25 protein-coding genes and 1 other RNA gene are annotated in these 20189 nt (G+C 69.0%); 15 read left to right on the forward strand and 11 right to left on the reverse strand.

Annotation, left to right across the window (positions count from 1 at the left end):
- Window positions 1-1421, reverse strand: a 1421-nt coding sequence (locus tag AX690_RS16660) for a methyl-accepting chemotaxis protein (RefSeq protein WP_066730494.1), incomplete at its 3' end; no start/stop codon positions are given.
- Between the two features lie 328 nt (window positions 1422-1749).
- Between AX690_RS16660 and AX690_RS16665 the strand changes: the two genes are divergently transcribed.
- The gene (locus AX690_RS16665; RefSeq protein WP_066686660.1) at window positions 1750-2325 is read left to right on the forward strand and encodes a tryptophan-rich sensory protein; all 576 of its coding nucleotides are present in this window, start codon (window positions 1750-1752) and stop codon (window positions 2323-2325) included.
- A gap of 10 nt (window positions 2326-2335) precedes the next feature.
- Here the strand turns inward: AX690_RS16665 and AX690_RS16670 are convergent, their stop codons facing one another.
- The 4 genes from AX690_RS16670 to AX690_RS16685 form a co-directional block, all read right to left on the reverse strand.
- Window positions 2336-2788, reverse strand: coding sequence for a DoxX family protein (locus AX690_RS16670; protein ID WP_066686663.1), 453 nt, complete (start codon window positions 2786-2788; stop codon window positions 2336-2338).
- 12 nt (window positions 2789-2800) lie between these two features.
- Window positions 2801-3547 carry a DNA-binding domain-containing protein gene (locus tag AX690_RS16675; protein ID WP_066686665.1) on the reverse strand — a complete coding sequence of 249 codons (747 nt, stop codon included), beginning with the start codon at window positions 3545-3547 and terminating at the stop codon, window positions 2801-2803.
- Window positions 3540-4370, reverse strand: a complete 831-nt coding sequence (locus AX690_RS16680) for a DUF692 domain-containing protein (RefSeq protein WP_066686767.1) — start codon at window positions 4368-4370, stop codon at window positions 3540-3542. Before AX690_RS16680 ends, AX690_RS16675 begins: the two co-directional genes overlap by 8 nt.
- A 138-nt stretch (window positions 4371-4508) precedes the next feature.
- The gene (locus AX690_RS16685) at window positions 4509-4787 is read right to left on the reverse strand and encodes a DUF2282 domain-containing protein (RefSeq protein ID WP_066686667.1); all 279 of its coding nucleotides are present in this window, start codon (window positions 4785-4787) and stop codon (window positions 4509-4511) included.
- 188 nt (window positions 4788-4975) lie between these two features.
- Here AX690_RS16685 and AX690_RS16690 point away from each other — a divergent pair, with 188 nt between their 5' ends.
- Both AX690_RS16690 and nrsF read left to right on the forward strand, forming a co-directional pair.
- Window positions 4976-5512, forward strand: coding sequence for a sigma-70 family RNA polymerase sigma factor (locus AX690_RS16690; protein ID WP_066686769.1), 537 nt, complete (start codon window positions 4976-4978; stop codon window positions 5510-5512).
- Window positions 5502-6140: an anti-sigma-F factor NrsF gene (gene nrsF, locus AX690_RS16695; RefSeq protein WP_066686668.1), complete on the forward strand. Its 639-nt coding sequence runs from the start codon at window positions 5502-5504 to the stop codon at window positions 6138-6140. The genes AX690_RS16690 and nrsF overlap by 11 nt, the downstream gene beginning before the upstream one ends.
- Before the next feature lie 59 nt (window positions 6141-6199).
- On the opposite strand, the gene fba is transcribed toward nrsF, so the two are convergent.
- From fba to gap, 3 genes are all read right to left on the reverse strand, one after another.
- Window positions 6200-7291 carry a class II fructose-bisphosphate aldolase gene (gene fba, locus AX690_RS16700; protein WP_066686670.1) on the reverse strand — a complete coding sequence of 364 codons (1092 nt, stop codon included), beginning with the start codon at window positions 7289-7291 and terminating at the stop codon, window positions 6200-6202.
- Between the two features lie 210 nt (window positions 7292-7501).
- Complete coding sequence (gene pgk, locus AX690_RS16705; protein ID WP_066686671.1) at window positions 7502-8692, reverse strand: phosphoglycerate kinase; 1191 nt, start codon at window positions 8690-8692, stop codon at window positions 7502-7504.
- A 69-nt stretch (window positions 8693-8761) separates the two neighbouring features.
- A complete protein-coding gene (gene gap / locus AX690_RS16710) occupies window positions 8762-9769 on the reverse strand; it encodes a type I glyceraldehyde-3-phosphate dehydrogenase (protein ID WP_066686673.1) in 1008 nt (335 codons plus the stop codon).
- 304 nt (window positions 9770-10073) lie between these two features.
- Here gap and AX690_RS16715 point away from each other — a divergent pair, with 304 nt between their 5' ends.
- The 10 genes from AX690_RS16715 (at window position 10074) to AX690_RS16760 (ending at window position 17806) form a co-directional block, all read left to right on the forward strand.
- Window positions 10074-10448 carry a hypothetical protein gene (locus AX690_RS16715; protein WP_066686676.1) on the forward strand — a complete coding sequence of 125 codons (375 nt, stop codon included), beginning with the start codon at window positions 10074-10076 and terminating at the stop codon, window positions 10446-10448.
- 3 nt (window positions 10449-10451) lie between these two features.
- Entirely contained in the window at window positions 10452-10778 is a 327-nt protein-coding gene (locus AX690_RS16720; RefSeq protein ID WP_066686679.1) for a cell division protein ZapA, read from the forward strand.
- Between the two features lie 84 nt (window positions 10779-10862).
- The gene (locus tag AX690_RS16725; protein WP_082769711.1) at window positions 10863-12845 is read left to right on the forward strand and encodes a S9 family peptidase; all 1983 of its coding nucleotides are present in this window, start codon (window positions 10863-10865) and stop codon (window positions 12843-12845) included.
- Window positions 12846-12907: 62 nt separating this feature from the next.
- Window positions 12908-13072: non-coding RNA, 6S RNA (gene ssrS, locus AX690_RS16730), on the forward strand.
- Window positions 13073-13099: 27 nt separating this feature from the next.
- Window positions 13100-13735, forward strand: coding sequence for a 5-formyltetrahydrofolate cyclo-ligase (locus AX690_RS16735; RefSeq protein ID WP_066686775.1), 636 nt, complete (start codon window positions 13100-13102; stop codon window positions 13733-13735).
- 30 nt (window positions 13736-13765) lie between these two features.
- Window positions 13766-14599 carry a TIGR00282 family metallophosphoesterase gene (locus tag AX690_RS16740; protein ID WP_066686681.1) on the forward strand — a complete coding sequence of 278 codons (834 nt, stop codon included), beginning with the start codon at window positions 13766-13768 and terminating at the stop codon, window positions 14597-14599.
- A gap of 69 nt (window positions 14600-14668) precedes the next feature.
- A complete protein-coding gene (locus tag AX690_RS16745; RefSeq protein ID WP_066686685.1) occupies window positions 14669-15082 on the forward strand; it encodes an organic hydroperoxide resistance protein in 414 nt (137 codons plus the stop codon).
- Window positions 15083-15182: 100 nt separating this feature from the next.
- Entirely contained in the window at window positions 15183-15938 is a 756-nt protein-coding gene (locus tag AX690_RS16750) for a YebC/PmpR family DNA-binding transcriptional regulator (protein WP_066686689.1), read from the forward strand.
- 193 nt (window positions 15939-16131) lie between these two features.
- Complete coding sequence (locus tag AX690_RS16755; RefSeq protein WP_066686691.1) at window positions 16132-16824, forward strand: MgtC/SapB family protein; 693 nt, start codon at window positions 16132-16134, stop codon at window positions 16822-16824.
- A 49-nt stretch (window positions 16825-16873) separates the two neighbouring features.
- Complete coding sequence (locus AX690_RS16760) at window positions 16874-17806, forward strand: nucleoside hydrolase (protein ID WP_066686694.1); 933 nt, start codon at window positions 16874-16876, stop codon at window positions 17804-17806.
- On the opposite strand, the gene AX690_RS16765 is transcribed toward AX690_RS16760, so the two are convergent.
- The 3 genes from AX690_RS16765 to AX690_RS16775 form a co-directional block, all read right to left on the reverse strand.
- Complete coding sequence (locus AX690_RS16765) at window positions 17803-18207, reverse strand: GFA family protein (RefSeq protein ID WP_066686696.1); 405 nt, start codon at window positions 18205-18207, stop codon at window positions 17803-17805. The two genes, AX690_RS16760 and AX690_RS16765, sit on opposite strands and share 4 nt — an antisense overlap.
- Window positions 18208-18259: 52 nt before the next feature.
- Window positions 18260-18541 carry a hypothetical protein gene (locus tag AX690_RS16770; RefSeq protein WP_066686698.1) on the reverse strand — a complete coding sequence of 94 codons (282 nt, stop codon included), beginning with the start codon at window positions 18539-18541 and terminating at the stop codon, window positions 18260-18262.
- Between the two features lie 61 nt (window positions 18542-18602).
- Entirely contained in the window at window positions 18603-18902 is a 300-nt protein-coding gene (locus AX690_RS16775) for a hypothetical protein (RefSeq protein ID WP_066686700.1), read from the reverse strand.
- 101 nt (window positions 18903-19003) lie between these two features.
- On the opposite strand from AX690_RS16775, the gene ruvC reads away from it, so the two are divergent.
- Both ruvC and ruvA read left to right on the forward strand, forming a co-directional pair.
- Window positions 19004-19525, forward strand: a complete 522-nt coding sequence (gene ruvC, locus AX690_RS16780) for a crossover junction endodeoxyribonuclease RuvC (protein ID WP_197426891.1) — start codon at window positions 19004-19006, stop codon at window positions 19523-19525.
- On the forward strand, window positions 19522-20142 hold the full coding sequence (gene ruvA / locus AX690_RS16785) for a Holliday junction branch migration protein RuvA (RefSeq protein ID WP_066686704.1): 621 nt from the start codon (window positions 19522-19524) through the stop codon (window positions 20140-20142). Before ruvC ends, ruvA begins: the two co-directional genes overlap by 4 nt.
- Window positions 20143-20189: the final 47 nt, after the last annotated feature.

Consider the following 20189-nt stretch of genomic DNA (forward strand, 5'->3'; position numbering starts at 1 on the left):
ACCGCGAAACCCTTGCCGCTCTCGCCGGCGCGGGCGGCCTCGACCCCGGCGTTCAAGGCCAGAAGGTTGGTCTGGAAGGCGATCTCGTCGATGACGCCGATGATTTGGCTGATCTGGGACGAAGCGGTCTCGATCTCACGCACCGCGGCGACGGCGTCGCGCACCGAGCCCTCGGTGGCGCGGGCTTCCTCGCGGGCCGCGTCGACCATGCCGTTGGCGCGGCCGGCGCTGTCGGCGGCTTGGCGTACGGCGCCGGTGATCTCGTTGAGGGCGGCGGCGGTCTCTTCCAGGCTGGCGGCCTGCTGCTCGGTGCGGCGCGACAGGTCGTCGGCGGCCTGGGCGATCTCGGCCGCGCCCACATGCACGCCGCGCGACGAGGTTCCGATGTCGCCGAGCGTGGCGTTCAGGGTCTCGGCCGTGGCGTTGAAGTCTTGGCGCAGGCGCTCGTAATCGGCGTGGAAGGCGTTGTTCAGGCGCACGCCGACGTGGCCGCCGGCCAGGCCGGCCAGGCCTCGAGCGAGGCCGTCCATGGCTTCGCGGCGGGCTTCCTCGGCGGCGCGGCGCTCGGCTTCGGCCGCGGCGCGTTGATGTTCGGCGTCCAGACGGGTCTGGTCCTCGCGCTCACGGAGCGCCCGGCGCTCCAGCGCGGCCTCACGGAAGACGGCGATCGACTTGGCCATCTCGCCCAGCTCGTCCGAGCGGTTGGCGAAGGGGACTTCGCTGTCGTAGTCGCCCTTGGCCAGCTTGGCCATGTAGGCGGTGATCGCCTCGATCGGACGCACGACCGCGCGGCGCATGGTCAGGACGCCGCCCAGGATCAATCCGCCCAGCAGCAGGGTCAGGCCGGCCATCAGGCCCAGGTCCCAGACCTGCTTGCGATGCGCGGTGGCCTCGACGGCGGCGTTGTCGGCGGCGATCACCGGCGTGGCCTTGTCGACCATGGCGCGATGGGCCGTGTAGGCGGTCTTCAGCTCGGCATAGGCGGAGTCGGCGGTCGCCTGGTCGCCGGCCTCTACGGCGGCGACCAGGCGGTCGGCCGCCGCCAGCATCTGCTTGGCGTGGGTGTCGGAGTCGACCAGCAGGATCTGCTTGACCTTGGGATCGACGTCCGTCGTCCGCCAATAGTCGACGCGGGCCTGGTATTCGCCGCGCAGGCGCTTGAGCTCGCCGGCGGCCCAGCGCGCGGAGTCCGGCGTGCGGGTGAAATAGGCGGTCTGGGCGTCGAGATAGGCCTCGATGACATACATCGGGGGCGGCAGGATATCCGCCGTCAGGTCCTTGCCTGCGACGATCTGACGATAAAGCGGCCCGCCGATGCGCTGGTTGGCGATCGCGTTCCACGACCCGGCGGTCAGCAGCACAAGGCCCACGGCCAAGGCCGCGCCGAACAGACTCATGGCCCCGGACAACTTCAGACGCATAACGCCCACTCCCCCATGCACGGGGTTAGAAACGCCATAGCAGGCGTGAACTGCGTCTTAATCACGCAGGTCGCCTACCCAAAATGGGTGCTTTGCGCGTCCGCAATCGCTTTTGACGCAAGGTTTTTGCCGGCGGCGGGGGTGTGGCTGCGGCGAATTGACGCAGGATCCGGCCGGGTCCTTCGAAGCGGCCGCCCGACGCCGACCATACGCCATTTTCGGGTGGCGCATCGCCAGGATCGCGCCATGATGAGGTGAGCCCGGCCGCCCTGGAACCAAGGCTTCAACTGGGCTGTTTGACCTTGCGAGTTCAATAGGGAGTTCCGCCATGCACATCGCCCACGGAAAGTCGCGCGAGCGCGCTCTGGCCGGCCGCGAAGCGTTCGAGCTGGAGCAGCGGAAGGACTTCCATCCGGTCGGGCAGATCGCCGTCGGCGCGGCGCTGGCCAGCGGCGCCATCATCGCGGCCCTGGTCATGGGGCGACGGCACGAGAAGGTGCTCGATGACGAGATGTACGCCGTCGAGTTCGCCGAGATGCACGAGCCGGTGGCCCATCAGCCCAAGCCGCTGACCAGCCTGCTGCTGCCGCCGCTGTTCATCGCCATGACCTTGTCTGGCCTGCGCACCTGGAACGCCCCGTCCAGCCCGGCCCGCACGCGCGCCCTGACGATCTGGAGCCTGGTGCAGGGCTTCAACGCCCTGTGGCTGGGCCTGGGCGCCAAGCGCCTGGGCGGTCAGCTCAGCGCGGCGACGGCCTCGCTGGCGGCGTCGGCGGCCTATGCGATCGAGGCGCGCAAGGTCGGCGGCGGCACGGCCCCCGACCTCGGCTGGGTCGGCCTCGCCAACGCCCTGAGCTCGCAGCTGTGGCGCAAACCCGTGCCGCGCGCCCCGACGATCCACTAGCCCACGCGGCTCACGGGATCTTCAGCGCCCGATCCAGGCCGAACCGGCCACCGCCCCGCGCGATGAGCAGCAGCAGCAGGCCAGCCCACGACAGGTGGGTCGGCCAGGCGTCGGGATAGACGAAGATCTCGATCACCGCGGTCATGCCCAGGAACGCCAGGGCCGAGACGCGCGTGAACAGACCCAGCACCAGCAGGATCGAGAATAGGTGCTCCGAATAGGTCGCCGCGTGGGCGGCGATGTCCGGCGGCAGCAGCGGCACATGATACTCGCTCTCGAACAGGGCGTAGGTCCCGTCGGTGATATGCAGGATCCCGTCGACCTTGGTGCGGCCGGACAGGAAGAAGACGCCGGCGATCCCCAGGCGCGCGACCAGCAGAACCAGGTCCTCGGGCAGCAGTTTTTCAGCCATACGGGCGAGCAGGGTCATCGGCGCGCGAAGCGCCGTCGAAATGTCGGTCATCGGGATGGTCCTCTAGGGTGAGCCGACGAACACGCCGTCAGCGATCAAGGCGGCGAACAGGGAAGCAAACGGGGCGTCGGGATCGGCGGTCGCTGAGGCTTGAGCGGCCTCGCCGGCGGTGAGGCTATCCCGGCAGGCGCGCAGGAACGCCGTCTCGGCGGCGCCCACCACCCGGCTGGCCAAGGCCTGGCCTTGGCGGACCACAAGCAAGGTCTCCGGCGTCTCGGACAGTTCGAGGTCCTCGGCGCCGTCGCGCGCCGCCCGCCACAGGCTGGGCAGGCCGGCGTCGAAGGCGGCGAAGCGGACGCTGGGGTGAAGCGTCAGGCGCGTCTGGGCGAGGGCGTTGGGCGCGAGGCGCGAGAGCGCGTCGGCCTCCAGCACGGGCGCCTCGGCGGCGAACAGGGCCTCGGTCCACAGGCGGTCGAGATGGGCGATCCCGGCCAGGTAAGGCAGTTCGGCGGCGGGCGGGAAGCGCTGCAGCCAGGCCGGAAAGTCCGCGCCGTAGTCCAGCAGGGCGGCGCTGGCGGGCGGGGCCTCGCGGGCGAAGAGGGCGGCCGCGGCGCGGAACCAGTCCTCGCCGACCATCGTCTGGACGGTGGGGAAGTTGTCGGCCAGGGCGTCGACGCAGCCCTTGGCGATGGTGTTGCGATAGACCGCAAGGCCGGGGTGCTCACCCTCGTCCAGCCACGGCGACAGGGCCGCGCGGTGGCCACCGATCGCGGCGACGAAGGCGTCCTGGAAGTCGAGCAGCTCAGGCATGAGCCGGCTCCAGGGCGGCGAGCTCGGCGGCGGCGCGGTCGCGCTCGGCCATCAGGACGGCGAAGGCGGGAATGTCGTCGTCGCGCTCGATGAGCGTCGGGCGCGGGCCGACGCGTCGGATCAGGCGGCGGTAGAGGGTCCAGACGGGCTCGGCCACCGGCGCGCCGTGGGTGTCGATCAGCAGGCCGGAGCCGCCTTCATCGACGCCGTGGCCGGCCAAGTGAACCTCGCCGATCGCCTCGGCGGGGAGGGCGTCCAGATAGGCCTCTGCGCCGTAGCCGAGGTTGCTGGCGCTGACGAAGACGTTGTTGACGTCGACCAGCAGGCCGCAGCCGGTGCGGGCGACCAGGGCCTTCAGGAAGTCGACCTCGTCGAGGTCGTGGCCCTTCAGCGGCAGGTACAGCGACGGGTTCTCGATCAGGACGCGGCGGGCGAGGGCTTCCTGCATCTGGTCGATATTGTCGGCGATGCGGGCCAGCGCCGCCTGGGTGCGGGGGAAGGGTAGCAGGTCGGGCTGGTGCGCCCCGCGATGGGTCGACCAGGCCAGGTGCTCGGAAACGACGAACGGCTCGAACCGGTCGACCAGGCGCTTGAGGGCGGCCAGGTGCTCGCGGTCCGGGTCGGCGTCCGCGGCCAGCGACAGGCCCACGCCATGCAGGGACAGGGGGCGACGAGCGCGGATCGCCTCCAGCGCCGACAGTCTCGGACCGCCGGCCGACATGTAGTTCTCGGGATGGACCTCTAACCACAGGCCCTCGGCCGTCGCCGCGAGGGCGTCGGCATAGTGCTCGGGTTTCAGGCCAAGGCCGGCGGTGGGGAGCATTTCCAGCATATTTCCAGCGTGTCATCCCGGGCGGCGAAGCCGACCGGGGACCCAGGGGCGGGCGGCGGTGCGGTCGCCCCTGGGTCCCGGCTCTCCGCTACGCTACGGCCGGGATGACAATGATTTTGAGAGTTGGCGCTACGCCTTCGGCGTCAGCGAGCCCATGCCCTTGGGGGTCTTGGTCGTGACGCACGTGCCCTTGGGAACCATCTTCCAGGCGTCGCCCTGGTAGTCGACCTTCGAGGTGCCGGCGCACGAGGTGCCCGCGCCCGCCTTGCAGTCGTTCTGGCCGGCCTTGGCCACGCCGTAGCACTTTTCGCTGTCGCCCTTGGCCTTGTGCTCGTCGGCGGCGGCCATCGAGACGCCGGCGCTGAGCGCGATGACGGCGGCGAGGGCGGCGGAAGCGGTGCGGTTCATGGGGTTTTCTCCTAAGCGTTTCGCGCCGAGGCGGCCCTATCACCGCTCGGTCGTGGGGAAGTACGAAGCGGAACCGTCCGAGGTTACACCGGTCTTCGAACAAAATTTCGACCGATCTTGCGGCGCAGGTTCCGGCCGCGAGCGCGGCTGTGTAACCATTGGGGACTCGCGCGCGAATAGGGGTGGGCGTGACGGAGACCGAGACCCGTTTGAAGGCGCTGATGCTGCGCGGGCTGGAGGGCGACGCCTCGGCCTATCGCGCCTGCCTGGCCCTGCTTGGGGCCCGGCTTCGCGCCTATTTCGCGCGTCGGATGGCCGGCGCGCCCGGCGATGTGGAGGATCTTGTGCAGGAGACGCTGCTGGCGGTGCATCTGAAGCGGTCGACCTGGGACCCGTCCCAGTCGTTCACCGCCTGGGCGCACGCGGTGGCGCGCTACAAGCTGATCGACCACTGGCGCCGGCGGAAGATCCGCCAGACCCTGCCGATCGAGGACCACATCGAGTTCCTGGCCGCCGACGATCCCGAACCCTCCGTCGGGATCGAGCTGGATCGCGCCCTGGCCAGCCTGCCCGAGAAGCAGCGGATCCTGGTGTCCGACGTCAAGCTGACGGGCCTCAGCCTAGCCGAGGCCGGGGCGCGGGCCGGCATCTCCGAGGGCGCGGCCAAGGTCGCCCTGCACCGGGCGCTGAAGGTGCTGGCCGAGAGGATGCGCCATGCGGACTGAGGACCTGATCGAGGCCCTGGCCGCCGACGGCGCGCCGATCCGTCCGCCGCCGCGCCGCCTCGCCGCGGTCGCGGGCGCCGGCGCCCTGGTGGCGCTGGTCCTGGTGCTGGTCTGGCTGCGCCCGCGCCACGACCTGATGTCGGCGATGCTGGGCGGCATGTTCTGGATGAAGGCGCTCTACACCGCCGCCTTGGGCCTGGCCGGCTATCTGGCGATCGAGCGCCTGTCGCGGCCGGCGGGAGGCGGTCGGCGCGGCTGGCTGCTGGGCGGCGCGGCCCTGGTGGTGTTCGTCGCGGCCGGCGTCGTCCAGGCGATGCGCAGCCCCGACATCCAGGCGGCCCTGCACATGCTGCGTGGCCACTCGTGGCACTCGTGCAGCGTCAACATCCTGATCCTGGGCCTGCCGATGCTGGCGCTGGGCCTCGTGGCCGTGCGCGGCATGGCCCCCACGCGGCCCGTCGCCGCCGGCTTCGCCACGGGCCTGTTCGCCGGCGGCGTGGCGGCCACCGTCTATGGCCTGCACTGCCCGGAGAACACCTTCACCTTCGTGGCGCTGTGGTACAGCCTGGGCGTTCTGCTGCTGGCCCTGATCGGCGCGATCGCCGGGCGCTGGGCTCTGCGCTGGTAGAACACAGAAAAAGCCCCCCGGATCGCTCCGGAGGGCCTCTGTCTCAACGATCTCGACGCCTACTCGGCGGCGGCCTTGGTCTGGCGGTCGCCGAACTTGGCGTGCAGCTCGCCCGAGGCGTAGCGCTTGGCCATGGCGGCGGTCGACATCGGCTTGATCTTGTCGGCCCAGCCGGCCGAGCCGAACTCGGTGAAGCGGGCTTCGCAGACCTTGCGCATGGCTTCCTTGGCCGGCTTCAGATAGGCGCGCGGATCGAACTCCGACGGCTTTTCCATCAGCACCTTGCGGATCGCGCCGGTGATGGCCAGGCGGTTGTCGGTGTCGACGTTGATCTTGCGCACGCCGTGCTTGATGCCGCGCTGGATCTCTTCGACCGGCACGCCCCAGGTCTGGGGCATCTCGCCGCCGTACTGGTTGATGATGTCCTGCAGCTCCTGCGGCACCGAGCTGGAGCCGTGCATGACGAGGTGGGTGTTGGGCAGGCGCTGGTGGATCTCCTCGATCACGTTCATGGCCAGGACGTCGCCGTCCGGCTTGCGCGTGAACTTGTAGGCGCCGTGGCTGGTGCCCATGGCGATGGCGAGGGCGTCGACGCCGGTGGCGTGGACGAACTCGACCGCCTGGTCGGGATCGGTCAGCAGCTCGTCGTGCGACAGCTTGCCCTCGAAGCCGTGGCCGTCCTCGGCCTCGCCCATGCCGGTTTCCAGCGAGCCGAGCACGCCCAGCTCGCCCTCGACCGAGACGCCGCAGGCGTGAGCCATCTGGACGACGCGACGGGTGACGTCGACGTTGTACTCGTAGCTGGCGGGGGTCTTGGCGTCCTCCATCAGCGAGCCGTCCATCATCACCGAGGTGAAGCCATACTGGATCGCCGTGGCGCAGGTCGCCGGGCCGTTGCCGTGGTCCTGGTGCATGCAGACCGGAATGTGCGGATAGAGTTCGACGAGCCCGTCGATCAGGCGGGCCAGCACGATGTCGCTGGCGTAGCTGCGTGCGCCGCGCGAGGCCTGGATGATGACCGGCGAGTTGACGGCGTCGGCCGCCTCCATGATCGCCAGGCCCTGTTCCATGTTGTTGATGTTGAAGGCCGGAAGCGCGTACTCATGCTCGGCGGCATGGTCCAGCAACTGTCGCAACGTGATGCGAGCCAACGTAATCTCTCCTGCAAGCGTGAAGTGGGTGGGTTCGTTTCTTGTTGTTGGGGCCGTGACGCTTGTGCGTTCTCTGCCCGGGTCTCTTCTAGGTCTCGAGCGCGTCAGGGCGGTGAAAAACCGCACACACTTTCGCCTAACGCGCTTTGTCGTTCAGTCTGATACAGGCTGAACGCGGATCTGCACGATCCGCGCCAGCGAGTTACTCTTTTAGGCCTCGAGCGCGGCGACGCCCGGGAGGGTCTTGCCCTCCATCCATTCCAGGAACGCGCCGCCAGCGGTCGAGACGAACGTCATGTCGGCCGCGACACCGGCGTGGTTCAGGGCCGCCACCGTATCACCGCCGCCGGCCACGGCCACGAGTTTACCCGATTTGACCCGTTCCGAGACATGTTTCGCCGCCGAAACGGTCGCCTTGTCGAACGGCGGCACCTCGAACACGCCCAGCGGGCCGTTCCAGATCAGGGTTTCGCACTGGTCGATCGTGGCGTTCAGCGTGGCGACGGTCTCGGGACCCGCGTCGAGGATACGATCGTCGTGGCGCACGTCGTAGACGTTGCGGACGCTGGAGGCGACGCCGGGCTTGACCTCCTGGGCGACCACGACGTCGGTCGGCAGCAGGATCTTGCAACCGGCGCTTCCGGCCAGGTCGATGATCTGGCGGGCGGTCTCGGCCATGTCGGTCTCGCACAGCGAGGCGCCGACGTCGATCTTGGCCGCGTAGAGGAAGGTGTTGGCCATGCCGCCGCCGATGGCCAGGTAGTCCAGCTTGGTCACCAGGTTGCGCAGCAGATCAAGCTTGGTCGAGACCTTCGAGCCGCCGACGATGCCGATCACCGGCTTCTTGGGCTTGCCGAGGGCGGCGTCCAGGGCTTCCAGCTCGCGTTGCATGGCCAGGCCCGGATAGGCCGGCAGCAGCTTGGCTAGGCCTTCGGTCGAGGCGTGGGCGCGGTGGGCGGCGCTGAAGGCGTCGTTGACATAGACGTCGCCGTTCACGGCCAGGGCCTTGGCGAACGCCGGATCGTTCTTCTCTTCGCCGGCGTGGAAGCGGACGTTTTCCAGCAGGGCCACGCCGCCGTTTTCGAGGGCGTTGACGACCGTGGCGGCCGCCGGGCCGACGCAGTCGCTGGCGAAGGCGACCGGCTGCTCCAGGAGCTTCGACAGAGGCTCGGCGACGAAGGCCAGGCTCATCTCCGGCACGACCTTGCCCTTGGGACGATCGAAGTGGGCCAGCAGCACCACCTTGGCGCCTTGCTTGGACAGGTAGGCGATGGTCGGCAGGGCCGCGCGCAGGCGGGTGTCGTCGGCGACCTTTCCGCCGTCGACCGGGACGTTGAAGTCCACCCGGACCAGGGCGCGCTTGCCGGCGAGGTCGGCGGTGTCGAGGGTGCGGAAGGTCATCGGTCGTCCTGAATGTCGAGCAAGGAAAACCCCCGCTCCTTGCGAGGCGGGGGCTGGGTCTTGGATTCCTTAGAGGAACTTCGCCATCTCAAGAGCGGTGTCGCTCATGCGCGTCGCGAAGCCCCACTCGTTATCGTACCACGACAGCACGCGGGCCAGCTTGCCCTCGATGACTTGCGTCTGGGGCAGGGCGGCGGTCGAGCTGGCGGCGATGTGGTTCAGGTCGGTCGAGACCAGCGGGTCGGTCGTCGTGGCCAGAACGCCCTTCATCGGGCCGTCGGCGGCGGCTTGCAGGGCCTTGTTGATCTCGTCGATCGAGGTCTCGCGGGCGGCGACGACCTTCAGGTCGATGACCGAGACGTTCGGGGTCGGGACGCGGATCGACGAGCCGTCCAGCTTGCCCTTCAGTTCCGGCAGCACCAGGCCCAGGGCCTTGGCGGCGCCGGTCGAGGTCGGGATCATGCTCAGGGCCGCGGCGCGGGCGCGGTAGAGGTCCTTGTGCATGGTGTCCAGCGTCGGCTGGTCGCCCGTGTAGCTGTGGATCGTGGTCATATAGCCGCGCTCGATGCCGAACAGGTCGTGCAGGACCTTGGCGACCGGGGCCAGGGCGTTGGTGGTGCACGAGCCGTTCGAGACGACGATGTCGTCGGCGGTCAGGGTCTCGTGGTTGACCTTGTAGACGATGGTCTTGTCGGCGCCGTCGGCGGGGGCCGAGACCAGGACGCGCTTGGCGCCGGCCTTCAGGTGGGCGCTGGCCTTGTCCTTGGCGGTGAAGATGCCGGTGCACTCGAAGGCGATGTCGACGCCCAGGTCCTTGTGCGGCAGCTCTTCGGGGTTACGGATGGCCGTGACCTTGATCTTGCCCATGCCGACGTCGATCCAGTCCTCGCCCGAGGTGACGACGCCCGGGAAGCGGCCGTGGACGCTGTCGTAGCGCAGCAGGTGGGCGTTGGTCTCGACCGGACCCAGGTCGTTGATGGCGACGACCTCGATGTCGCGACGGCCATGCTCGGCGATGGAGCGCAGGACCAGACGTCCGATGCGGCCGAAGCCGTTGATGGCGACGCGAACAGCCATGGGTCTTTCTCCTGTTTGGCCGCCGAGCGGGATCGTTCGGCGTTCCCTATTTTTCGCTGCGCGTTTTGCGGGCTGGGGGCGCGAAGTCAAGCCCGGGAGGCCGTGATTTGGAGCCCGCGGCGCCAAAATCGGGCCTTGCCCAGAGCTTGGCCCGTCCCCAACGAAACCCGCTTTGGCCTGCATGGAGCGCGGACAAAAGGCGGCGAATGCTGCTATGGGCTTTTGCGTCGCCCAATTGTCGCCCCGCGTGACTGGCTTAGAGGGCCTCGATCTGTATGTTGCGTCGCATGATGGAAATCCGCCGATGATCCCGGCCGACGGTACGGCCCTCGACCTCGCCGTGCGCCGTCTGGAGCGCGCGGTGAGCCAACTCGAGCAACGCCTGGCGGCCAAGGCCGCCGAGACCAAGCGCGCTCTGGCCGCCGCCGGCGCCGCCGCGGGCGGAAGCGCCGCCGCGCCCGGTCTGTTCGAAGAGGACGAGAAGGCCCAGCTGGTCGCCGACCTGGAAGCCGCCCGCGAGCGCGAGAAGGCGCTGGAGGAAGCCGGCGAGCAGGCCTCGGTCGCGCTGGGCCGCGCCATCGCCGAGATCCGCGCCGCCCTGGGCGAGGATGGCGTCGCCAACGACCTGCATTCGCCCAATGACGATGACGACCTGTTCGAAGATTCCGAGGAGGCCTGACGCATGGCCCAGGTGACGATCCAGGTGAACGGCCGGCCCTATATCGTCGGCTGCGAGGACGGCCAGGAGCCGCACCTGACCGAGCTGGCGCGCCTGTTCGACCGCCAGGTCCGCCAGGTCAGCGCCGATGTCGGCCAGCTGGGCGAGACGCGGCTCTTCCTGATGGGCGCCCTGCTGCTGGCCGACGAACTGTCGGACATGAAGCTGCGCCTGGCCCACGCCCAGAGCGAGATCGCCCGCATGCAGCAAGAGGGCACCAAGGCCGAGATCGCCGCCATCCGCGCCCTCGACGCCGCCGCCGAGAAGATCGAGAAGCTCGCGGCGGAGTAAGTCATCCGCTTCCTTGATGGTTAAGGTTGTGTTCCGCGCGGAGCTTCGCCTATCGTCCTTCTGAGTTGGGGGATGAGGGGTTCGATGAAACTGAGCGCGACGTTTGCTCTGGCCGGGCTTTGCTTTTCTGGCTTGGGCGGGGGCGCCCTGGCGGCCGATGGGACCGCCGCCGCGGCGTTCGGCGTGCGGGAATATGTCCACCAGATCAGCCTGTCGCCGGACGGCAAGCAGGCGGCGATGGTCACGCCCTCGGCGGGACGGGGTTACCATCTGGTGGTCCTGGACCTGACCGGCGAAAAGGCGCCGCGCGCGATCCTGACGTCCAGCGGCGATCCCGAGCGTCTGACGCGGTGCAGCTGGTCCACCGAGACCCGTCTCGTCTGCCAGATCTATGTGGTGCTGAAGGGCGCGCAGGGGCGGCTGGGCTTCACGCGGCTGATCGCCATTAACAACGACGGCGGTCCGCTGAAGGTCCTCAGCGCCGAAACCAACGAGCGCTCCTTGCGAATGTCGCAGAACGGCGGCGCCATCATCGACTGGGCGACCGACTATGCGCCCGGCGGCGTCCTGATGACCCGCGACTATGTTCCCGAACGGAGCACGGGCACGCACCTGGCCAATGAGGAGGACGGCCTCGGCGTGGACCGCGTCGACACCGTCACCCTGGCCCGTCGGCCGGTCGAGCGACCCAATCCGAACGCGGTGGAATATATCGGCGATGGTCGCGGCGTCATCCGGATCATGGGCGTTCGGCCCAAGCGCTCCACGGGCTACGCCAGCGACACCATCCAGTACTATTACCGAGCCGCGGACAAGAGAGACTGGCGACCGCTTGGCCAGCTGATGGTCGGCTCCAACGGCTATAGAGGCTTTGATCCCTACGCGGTCGATCCGCAGCTGAACGTCGTCTACGGCTTCGACGGACAGGACGGGCGGCGGGCGCTGTTCAAGGTGGCGCTGGACGACACCCTGAAGCGGGAGCTGGTGCTGGCGCGGCCCGACGTGGATGTCGCCGGGGTCGTGCGCATCGGCCGGCAGCGGCGCGTGGTCGGCGCGTCCTTCGTCACCGACCGGCGCGAGACCGAATTCTTCGATCCGGAGCTGCGCAAGCTGGGGACGGCGCTGGGCAAGGCCCTGCCGGGGCGGCTCGTGACCTTCGTCGACGCCTCGGTCGACGAGTCCAAGCTGCTGCTGTTCGCCGGCAGCGACAGCGATCCGGGTATCTACTACCTGTTCGACAAGAAGACGCGCCGGATGGAGGAGCTGATCCCCGCGCGTCCGCAGTTGCAGGGGTTCAAGCTGGCGACCGTGAAGGCGGTCACCTATCCGGCCGCGGACGGGACCCAGATTCCAGCGTACCTCACCTTGCCGGCGGGCGGCGACGGCAAGAACCTGCCGGCGATTGTCATGCCGCATGGCGGTCCCAGCGCCCGCGACGAGTGGGGCTTCGACTGGCTGGCGCAGTTCTTCGCCCATCAGGGCTACGCGGTGCTGCAGCCCAACTATCGCGGCTCGGCGGGCTATGGGGCCGACTGGTTCCAGAAGAACGGCTTCCAGTCCTGGCGCACGGCGATCGGCGACGTCAATGACGGCGGTCGCTGGCTGCAGGCGCAAGGCGTCGCCAAGCCCGGCAAGCTGGCCATCGTCGGCTGGTCCTATGGCGGCTATGCGGCCCTGCAGTCCTCCGTCCTGGATCCGGACCTCTTCAAGGCTGTGGTCGCGATCGCGCCTGTCACCGACCTTGAGACCCTGCGGTCCGAGCATCTGGACTTCGTCGACTACCCGCAGGTCAGCGCCTTCATCGGCAAGGGTCCTCACGTGACCGAGGGCTCGCCGGCCCAGAACGCCGCGGCCATCAAGGCTCCGGTGCTGCTGTTCCACGGCGATCTCGACGCCAATGTCGGGATTGGCGAGTCCCGGCTGATGGAGCGCAAGTTGAAGGCGGCGGGGCGCTCGGTGGAGTTCATCGAGTTCAAGGGGCTGGATCACCAGCTGGCCGACGACGCGGCGCGGACCCAGATGCTGGGCAAGGCCGATGCGTTCCTGAAGACCGCCCTGGGGCTCTGAGGGCCCGCGTCACGGCGCCGCTGGCGTTTCCGGGGGCGAGCGCCTATCTATGTCTCCGGCGGGTCTTGCTGCGGTTCGCGTCGGGGACTTCACATCCCGGGGACCTTAATCGACTCTCTTGGGAGCTGTGCCTTTCCGTGGCCGTGGCTGCGGAAATACGGCGCCCACCTGGCATGCCAGGTCCGAGTGGATTGAAATTGTCGCCCACGGTTCTTCGCGGCGCCGCCACCCTTTTCTCCCGGTTCGGCGCGGCCTTGCGGCCGCTGGACCGGGATGACAGCTTTCACGGTATGACCATCGCCGACCCCGTCGCGGCCAAGACGGCCCTGCGCGTCTTCCTGCGCAACCAGCGCAAGCAGCTGGCCCGCGAGCATCCGCAAGCCGACTGGATGGTCGCCGAGGTCGGCCGCGAGCCCTTGGCGCGCCTGTTCCCCGAGCCTGCGGGCAAGGTGGCGGCGCTCTATCACGGCCTTGGCTCGGAGCTTTCACCGCTTCTGTTGGGCGATCATCTGCGCGAGGCCGGGTGGACGTTGGCGTTGCCGGCGGTGATCGACGCCGACGCGCATCGCATGGTGTTCCGCCTGTGGAAGCCCGGCGAGCATCTGGTCCACGACAAGATCAGCCTGCGCGCCCCCAGCGCGAAGAACCCCGTCGTCGAACCCGATCTGGTCGTCACGCCGCTGCTGGCCTTCCAGCGCGACGGCGTGCGTCTGGGGCAGGGCGGCGGCTATTACGACCGGGCGCTGGCGGCGCTGCGGGCGCGCAAGTCGGTCCTCGTGATGGGCGTCGCCTACAGCGGTCAGCAGACGGAGAATCTGCCGCACGAACCGCACGATCAAAGGTTGGACGCCATTCTCACCGAAAAAGAGTATATCGCGGTCAAAGCCTGAGCCCCCGAGGGGCTCGATCCATACAGTTTCTTGGGACTCTCGATGCGTTTCGCCTTTTTCGGCGATGTCGTCGGCAAGTCGGGCCGGGACGGCCTGGCCGACCATCTGCCCGACCTTCGCCGCCGGCTCGGCCTGGAGTTCGTGATCATCAACGCCGAGAACGCGGCCGCGGGCTTCGGGATCACCGAGAACACCGCGCGCGAGCTGTTCGAGGCCGGCGCCGACTGCCTGACCCTGGGCAATCACAGCTGGGACCAGCGCGAGGCCCTGACCTATATCGTGCGCGAGCCGCGCCTGATCCGTCCGGCCAACTATCCGATCCTGTCGGACGCGCCGGGCCGGGGCAGCCACCTGTTCCAGACGGACAGCGGCAAGACGATCTTCGTCGTCAACCTCTTGGGCCGGGTCCACATGGACGCCATGGACGACCCGTTCGCCGCCGCCGATCGCGAACTCGACAAGGCCCCGCTGGGCCAGGTCGCCGACGCGGTGATCGTTGACATGCACTGCGAGGCGACCTCGGAGAAGATGGCCATGGGCCACTATTGCGACGGCCGCGCCTCGCTGGTGGTGGGCACCCACACCCACGTGCCGACCGCCGACTGCCAGATCCTGCCCGGCGGCACGGCCTACCAGACCGACGCCGGCGCCTGCGCCGACTATGACAGCGTGATCGGCAACCAGAAGGAAGAGCCGCTGCGGCGCTTCACCACCAAGATCAGCGGCGGCCGCTACCAGCCGGCCAGCGGCCCGGCCACGGTCTGCGGCGTGTTCGTCGAGACCGACGACCGCACCGGCCTGGCCACCCGCGTCGAGCCGATCCGGGTGGGCGGCCGGCTGAGCCCGCACATCCCGGAGCTTTAGCGCCCAGGCTCAGCTTGCGGCTGCCACGATAGCGGTCTCAGATGCGGCTCCCCCCAAAAGGAGCCTCTCATGACCGACGCCATCTACACCGCCCACGCCCACGCCATCGGCGGCCGCAACGGCACGGCCAAGTCCGATGACGGCCATCTGGACGTGAAGCTGGCCTATCCGAAGTCGATGGGCGGCGACGGGAACGGGACCAATCCCGAGCAGCTGTTCGCGGCCGGCTACAGCGCCTGCTTCCTGGGCGCGCTCGGGCTGGTCGCCCGCAACCAGGGCGTCAAGCTGGGCGAGCACAGCCTGGACGCCGAGGTCGACCTGATCAAGGACGAGACCAGCTTCCACGTCGGCGTGCGCCTGAAGCTGAACGCGCCCGAGCTGGACCGCGACACCGCCGAGACGCTGCTGCGCGCCGCCCACGAGGTCTGCCCCTATTCGAAGGCCACGCGCGGCAACGTCCAGGTGGATCTGGAAGTCGCCTGACGCCACCCTGGCCGGTCTTCGGTGTGCGGGGTGACAAAACCCCATCTCAGGGGCTAGAAGCCCCCACACTCCATTTTCAGACCAGAGACAGAGCCTCCGAATGGCCGGCCACTCGAAATTCAAGAACATCATGCACCGCAAGGGCCGCGCGGACGCCGCGCGGTCCAAGCTGTTCTCCAAGCTGTCGCGGGAAATCACGGTCGCGGCGAAGTCGGGCCTGCCGGATCCGGCCATGAACCCGCGCCTGCGCCTGGCCGTGAACAACGCCAAGGCCGAAAGCCTGCCCAAGGACGTCATCGACCGCGCGATCAAGAAGTCGCAGATGGGCGACGCGGCCGACTACACCGAAATCCGCTACGAGGGCGTGGCCGCCGGCGGCGTCGGGATCATCGTCGAGGTGATGACCGACAACAAGAACCGCGCCGCCGCCAATGTCCGCTCCTACTTCACCAAGATGGGCGGCAACATGGGGGCCACCGGCTCGGTGACCTTCAACTTCGATCGCGTCGGCCAGATCAGCTATCCGGCCAAGACCGCGTCGGAAGACGACATGATGGAAGCCGCCATCGAGGCCGGCGCCGACGACGTCACCTCGGACATGGACGAGGAAGGCGAGGGCCACACGATCTACACCGCCTTCGAAGACCTGAACGAGGTCGCCGCGGCCCTGGAAGCCAAGTTCGGCGCGGCCGCCAACACCAAGATCGCCTGGCGTCCCAAGATGCAGGTGCCGGTCACCGGCGACAGCGTCGCCACCCTGATGAAGCTGCTCGACATGCTGGACGAGGACGACGACGTCCAGGCCGTCTACTCGAACGAAGACATCAGCGAAGAAGACTTGGCCAAGCTGGGCTGATCCCCCTTCTCCCTTTGCGGGAGAAGGTGTCAGCGAAGCTGACGGATGAGGGATTGAACATCCTGAACGCCGCGACCGGCTGGACCGCCGTCGCGGCGTTTTCCGTTCGAGCAACCCCTCACCCGACCCTTCGGGCCACCCTCTCCCGCAAGGAGGGAGGGATCACGAACCGCCGCCGCCCGTTACAGCGGGCATGGCCTGGCTTTCCCCTTCCGACTTCCTTCCGATCGCCGGCGCGCTGGTCGCCGGCGGCGTGATTGGGTTCGAGCGCGAGTACCGCGCCCGGCCGGCGGGGCTGCGCACCCACATGCTGGTCAGCCTGGCGTCGGCCCTGCTGATGCTGGCCGCCGTCCACCAGGTGCGGTGGATGAGCGACACCCCGGGGGACATTCTGCGCATCGACCCGGTCCGCATGGCCCACGGCGTGTTGACCGGTGTCGGCTTCCTGTGCGGCGGGGTGATCTTCCAGCAGGGCTTTTCGGTGCATGGGCTGACGACCGCCGCTTCCCTGTGGGTAACCTCGGCGATCGGCACGCTGTTCGGCGTTGGCCTTTACGGTCTGGCCACGGTCGGAACGGTTCTGGCGGTCGTCACCCTCAGCGCGGCCCGCTGGCTGGACCGCAGCCTGCCGCAGACGAACTACACCGAGATCATCGTCCGCTCGCGCCGCGAGACCCCGCTGGACGAGGAGGAACTGCGCCGTCTGCTGACCGACTACGACCTGAAGGGCCAGCGTCTGAACCATCGCCTACGCGACGGCGGCGCTGTGTTCGAATTGGCGGGGCCCTTCTCCGGCAACGGCGCGCTACGGCTGCGCGAGGTGGCTCATCGGCTGCGGTCCGATCCGCGCGTCGTCGAGTTCGACATTCTGCCGCGCAAGGATTGAGCCGCCGCGTCGTCTTCTCCCCGTGATCCCTCCCGGCTAGAGTGGCGGGATGGTCCTGCGGGTTCACATCGACACCGATTGCGGCGTGGACGACGCCCTGGCGCTGGCCCTGCTGGCGCGCGCCAGACAGGCGGTCGAGGTGGTGTCGGTCTCGGCCGTGTTCGGCAACACCTATGTCGACCAGGCCGCCGCCAATGCGCGCGGCGTGCTGCGCTTGGCCGGCTGCGGCGCCGAGGTCTATATCGGCGCCGGCTCGGGCCTGGCCAAGCGCCGGGTCGAACGGATGCGGCCCGCCCACGGCGTCGACGGCCTGAACGGCGCGGGCTTCTCGCAGCGCTGGAAGCTGCCGGAGCTGGAGCGCGGCCATTCGGCGAACTTCCTGGCCTTCGCCGCGCGCCGCAAGGTGCGGGGTCTGTTCCTGGGGCCGCTGACCAATCTGGCCAAGAGCCTGCTGGAAGACCCGGCCGCCTTCCGTGACTGGCGTCCGACGATCACCGCCGGCGCCTTCGCCGTCGAGGGCAAGGCCGCGGGCGGCGCGGACTTCAACAGCTGGAGCGATCCCGAAGCGCTGCAACGCACCCTGGAAGCCGGGGTCATGCCGCGCCTGACGCCGTTGGACGTCAGTCGCCTGGTCGAGGTCACCGCCGAAGACCTCTCGCGCGGCGCCGATTGCTGCGGCTCGCCCCTGTCGGCGCGCCTGACCAAGGCGGCGGTCGGCTATATCGCCTTCCACAAGAGCGTCTGGGGCGGCGACGGCTGCCGTCCGCACGACGCGGTGGCGGCCGCCAGCCTGATCGCGCCCGAACTCTTCACGTTCGAGCCGGCGCGCCTGCGCGTGGCGGTCGACGGGCCGCGCCTGGGCCGGGTCGAGCGAATCGACGGGACCCCGAACGCCGAGGTCTGCGTGGGCCTGGACGCCGAGGGCGTAAAGCGGCTGATCGTTGGCGGACTGTTCGGCGTGAAAGCGGTCGAGGCGGCTTAGGCCGGCGGATTCTGCTCGAATTGCAGCGCGCCCTCGTGCGGCTGATGCCAGGGCGGCGCGCTGGCCATCCACATATCGGCCTGGACCTTGAAGTCCGACGCGTCGTCCAGCCCGCCGACCTTGACCGCCACCATCCCGCGGTTCTTGTCAGGCCTTGAGAAGACGTGGACCCCGCAGGTCCCGCAGAAATAGCTGCCGCCGCTGGTCCTGCTGGCCTTGAAGACGCGAGCCTCGCCACGCGTGACCGTCAACGAGGCGGCGGGAAACACCATGGTCAGGTTCGGCGAGCCGCCCGCCACGTATTGGCAGTCCCGGCAGTGGCAGGCGATGTGGAACATCGGGGCGGCCGACACTTCGTAGCGGATCTCGCCGCAGCGGCAGCCGCCTGTTCGCGTCGTCATGCTGATCTCCCTCGCCGGAAGATTGGCGCGGAGCGATGCGCGACGGCAAGGGCTAGTGCGGCTGGCCCCACTGCGCCGCGCGCTCGCGGACCAGGTCGCGCATGAACTGGTCGAGATCGGCGAGGCGCTGGTCCATTTCCGAAACCGACACGCCGTTCCAGACCGCGTGGTCGTAGGCCGAGCGCGCCTCTTGCAGGTTCTCGCCCGCGCGGTACCGCTCGACGATATGGAGGGTCTCCAGCAGCTTGGTGGGACGGTCGACCTTCTCGTGCTTCATCGACCAGTAGCTGACCATGTACTCGGCCAGGATCCCTTCATCCGACGTGCTGACCATCGGCGTCTCCCTCGTGCTGGCCGCTAGATAGGGAGCCCGTCGCGCGTCGCCAGGGTTTGGATCAAATTCCGCCGGCGGCCTTCCACTCGTCTTCGAACATCGCCGCGGTGATTGGCGTCAGCGTCAGGCGCTGGCCCTCGTGCTCGGCGACGTGACCTTCCAGCAGGTTGGCGGCCATGTCGCGAAAGGAGCCCTCGACCAGGCTGCCGCCGAACTCGGCCTCGGCGCAGGCGCGGCGGCCGTCGGCGAAGACGTCGATCAGGCGCGGCACGCCGCCCCGGCCATCCACCTCGTAGAAGATGGCTACGGGCTCGTCGCTCGGCGGATGGGTCCAGTCGCAGCGGAAGTGGGAGACGATCATGGAGGCGTTTTCGACCCGACCGGCTCCCGGCGCAAGAGTGAGCGGCGTTTACGAGTCGTTAGGGAAGTCAGGGCTTTTCCTCGGGGGCGGAAGCGAGGAAAGTGCGAGAACACATGATGAACGCGAATCGCACGCCCATCCGCATCCTCGGCCTCGACCCGGGCCTTCGCCGCACCGGCTGGGGCGTGCTGACGATCGACGGCGCGCGCATGAGCCACGTCGCTCACGGGGTCATCGTCCCCGACGAGAAGGCCGACTTCGCCCAGCGGCTGCTGAGCCTTTTCGAGGGGCTCACCGCCGTGATCGATGAGCATCGCCCGGACGAGGCGGCGGTCGAGGAGGTGTTCCTGAACACCAACGCCCAGTCGACGCTGAAGCTGGGCCACGCCCGCGCCGCCGCCCTGATCGCGCCCGCTCGCGCCGGCCTGCCGGTGGCGGAGTACTCCACGCGCCTGGTCAAGAAGGCGGTGGTCGGCACCGGCGCCGCCGACAAGGCCCAGATCGGCTTCATGATCGCCCGCCTCTTGCCAACCGCCGGCAAGACCACGGCCGACTGCGCCGACGCCCTGGCCGTCGCCATCACCCACGCCAACCTGCGCGCCGCCCACCGGAGGGTCGCATGATCGGTCGCTTGCGCGGCGCCGTCGCCGAGGTCGGCGAGGAAGAGGCCCTGATCGACGTCATGGGCGTTGGCTATGTCGTGCGCTGCGGTCACCGCACGCTGCAGCGCCTGCCGGCCCTGGGCGAGGAGACCCTGCTGCACATCGAAAGTCAGTGGAGCGAGAGCGCGGGTCTGCGGCTCTATGGCTTCGCCACGCGCGAGGACCGCAAGGCCTTCGTGCTGCTGCAGGCGATCCAGGGCGTGGGGCCCAAGGCCGCCATGGCGGTGCTGGACGTGCTGTCGCCGGCCGAGCTGGCCTCCGCCGTCGCCCGCGAGGACAAGGTCGCCGTCGGCCGCGCCAATGGCGTCGGCCCCAAGCTCGCCCTGCGCATCGTCACCGAGTTGAAGGACAAGCCGATCACCGATGGACCGGTGCTGATGACCGCGCCCGCGGCCAGCGCCGCGTCCTCCGCGCCGGCCAAGCCCGCGCCGACCGGCGACGCCGTCGCGGCCCTGATGGGGCTGGGCGTGGCCGAGGTGAACGCCCGCCGCGTCGTCGAGGCCGCCGCCGATCGTCTCGGCGAGGAAGCGACCGTCCAGGCCCTGATCAAGGCCGGCCTGCAGGAGCTTGGCCGATGAGTTTGGCTCGGCGGCTCCCCCCACCTGACCGCTTCGCGGTCGTCCGC

Origin of the sequence: Caulobacter sp. CCH9-E1, from assembly GCF_001556515.1 — a bacterium.
In the GTDB taxonomy this organism is placed as follows: domain Bacteria; phylum Pseudomonadota; class Alphaproteobacteria; order Caulobacterales; family Caulobacteraceae; genus Caulobacter.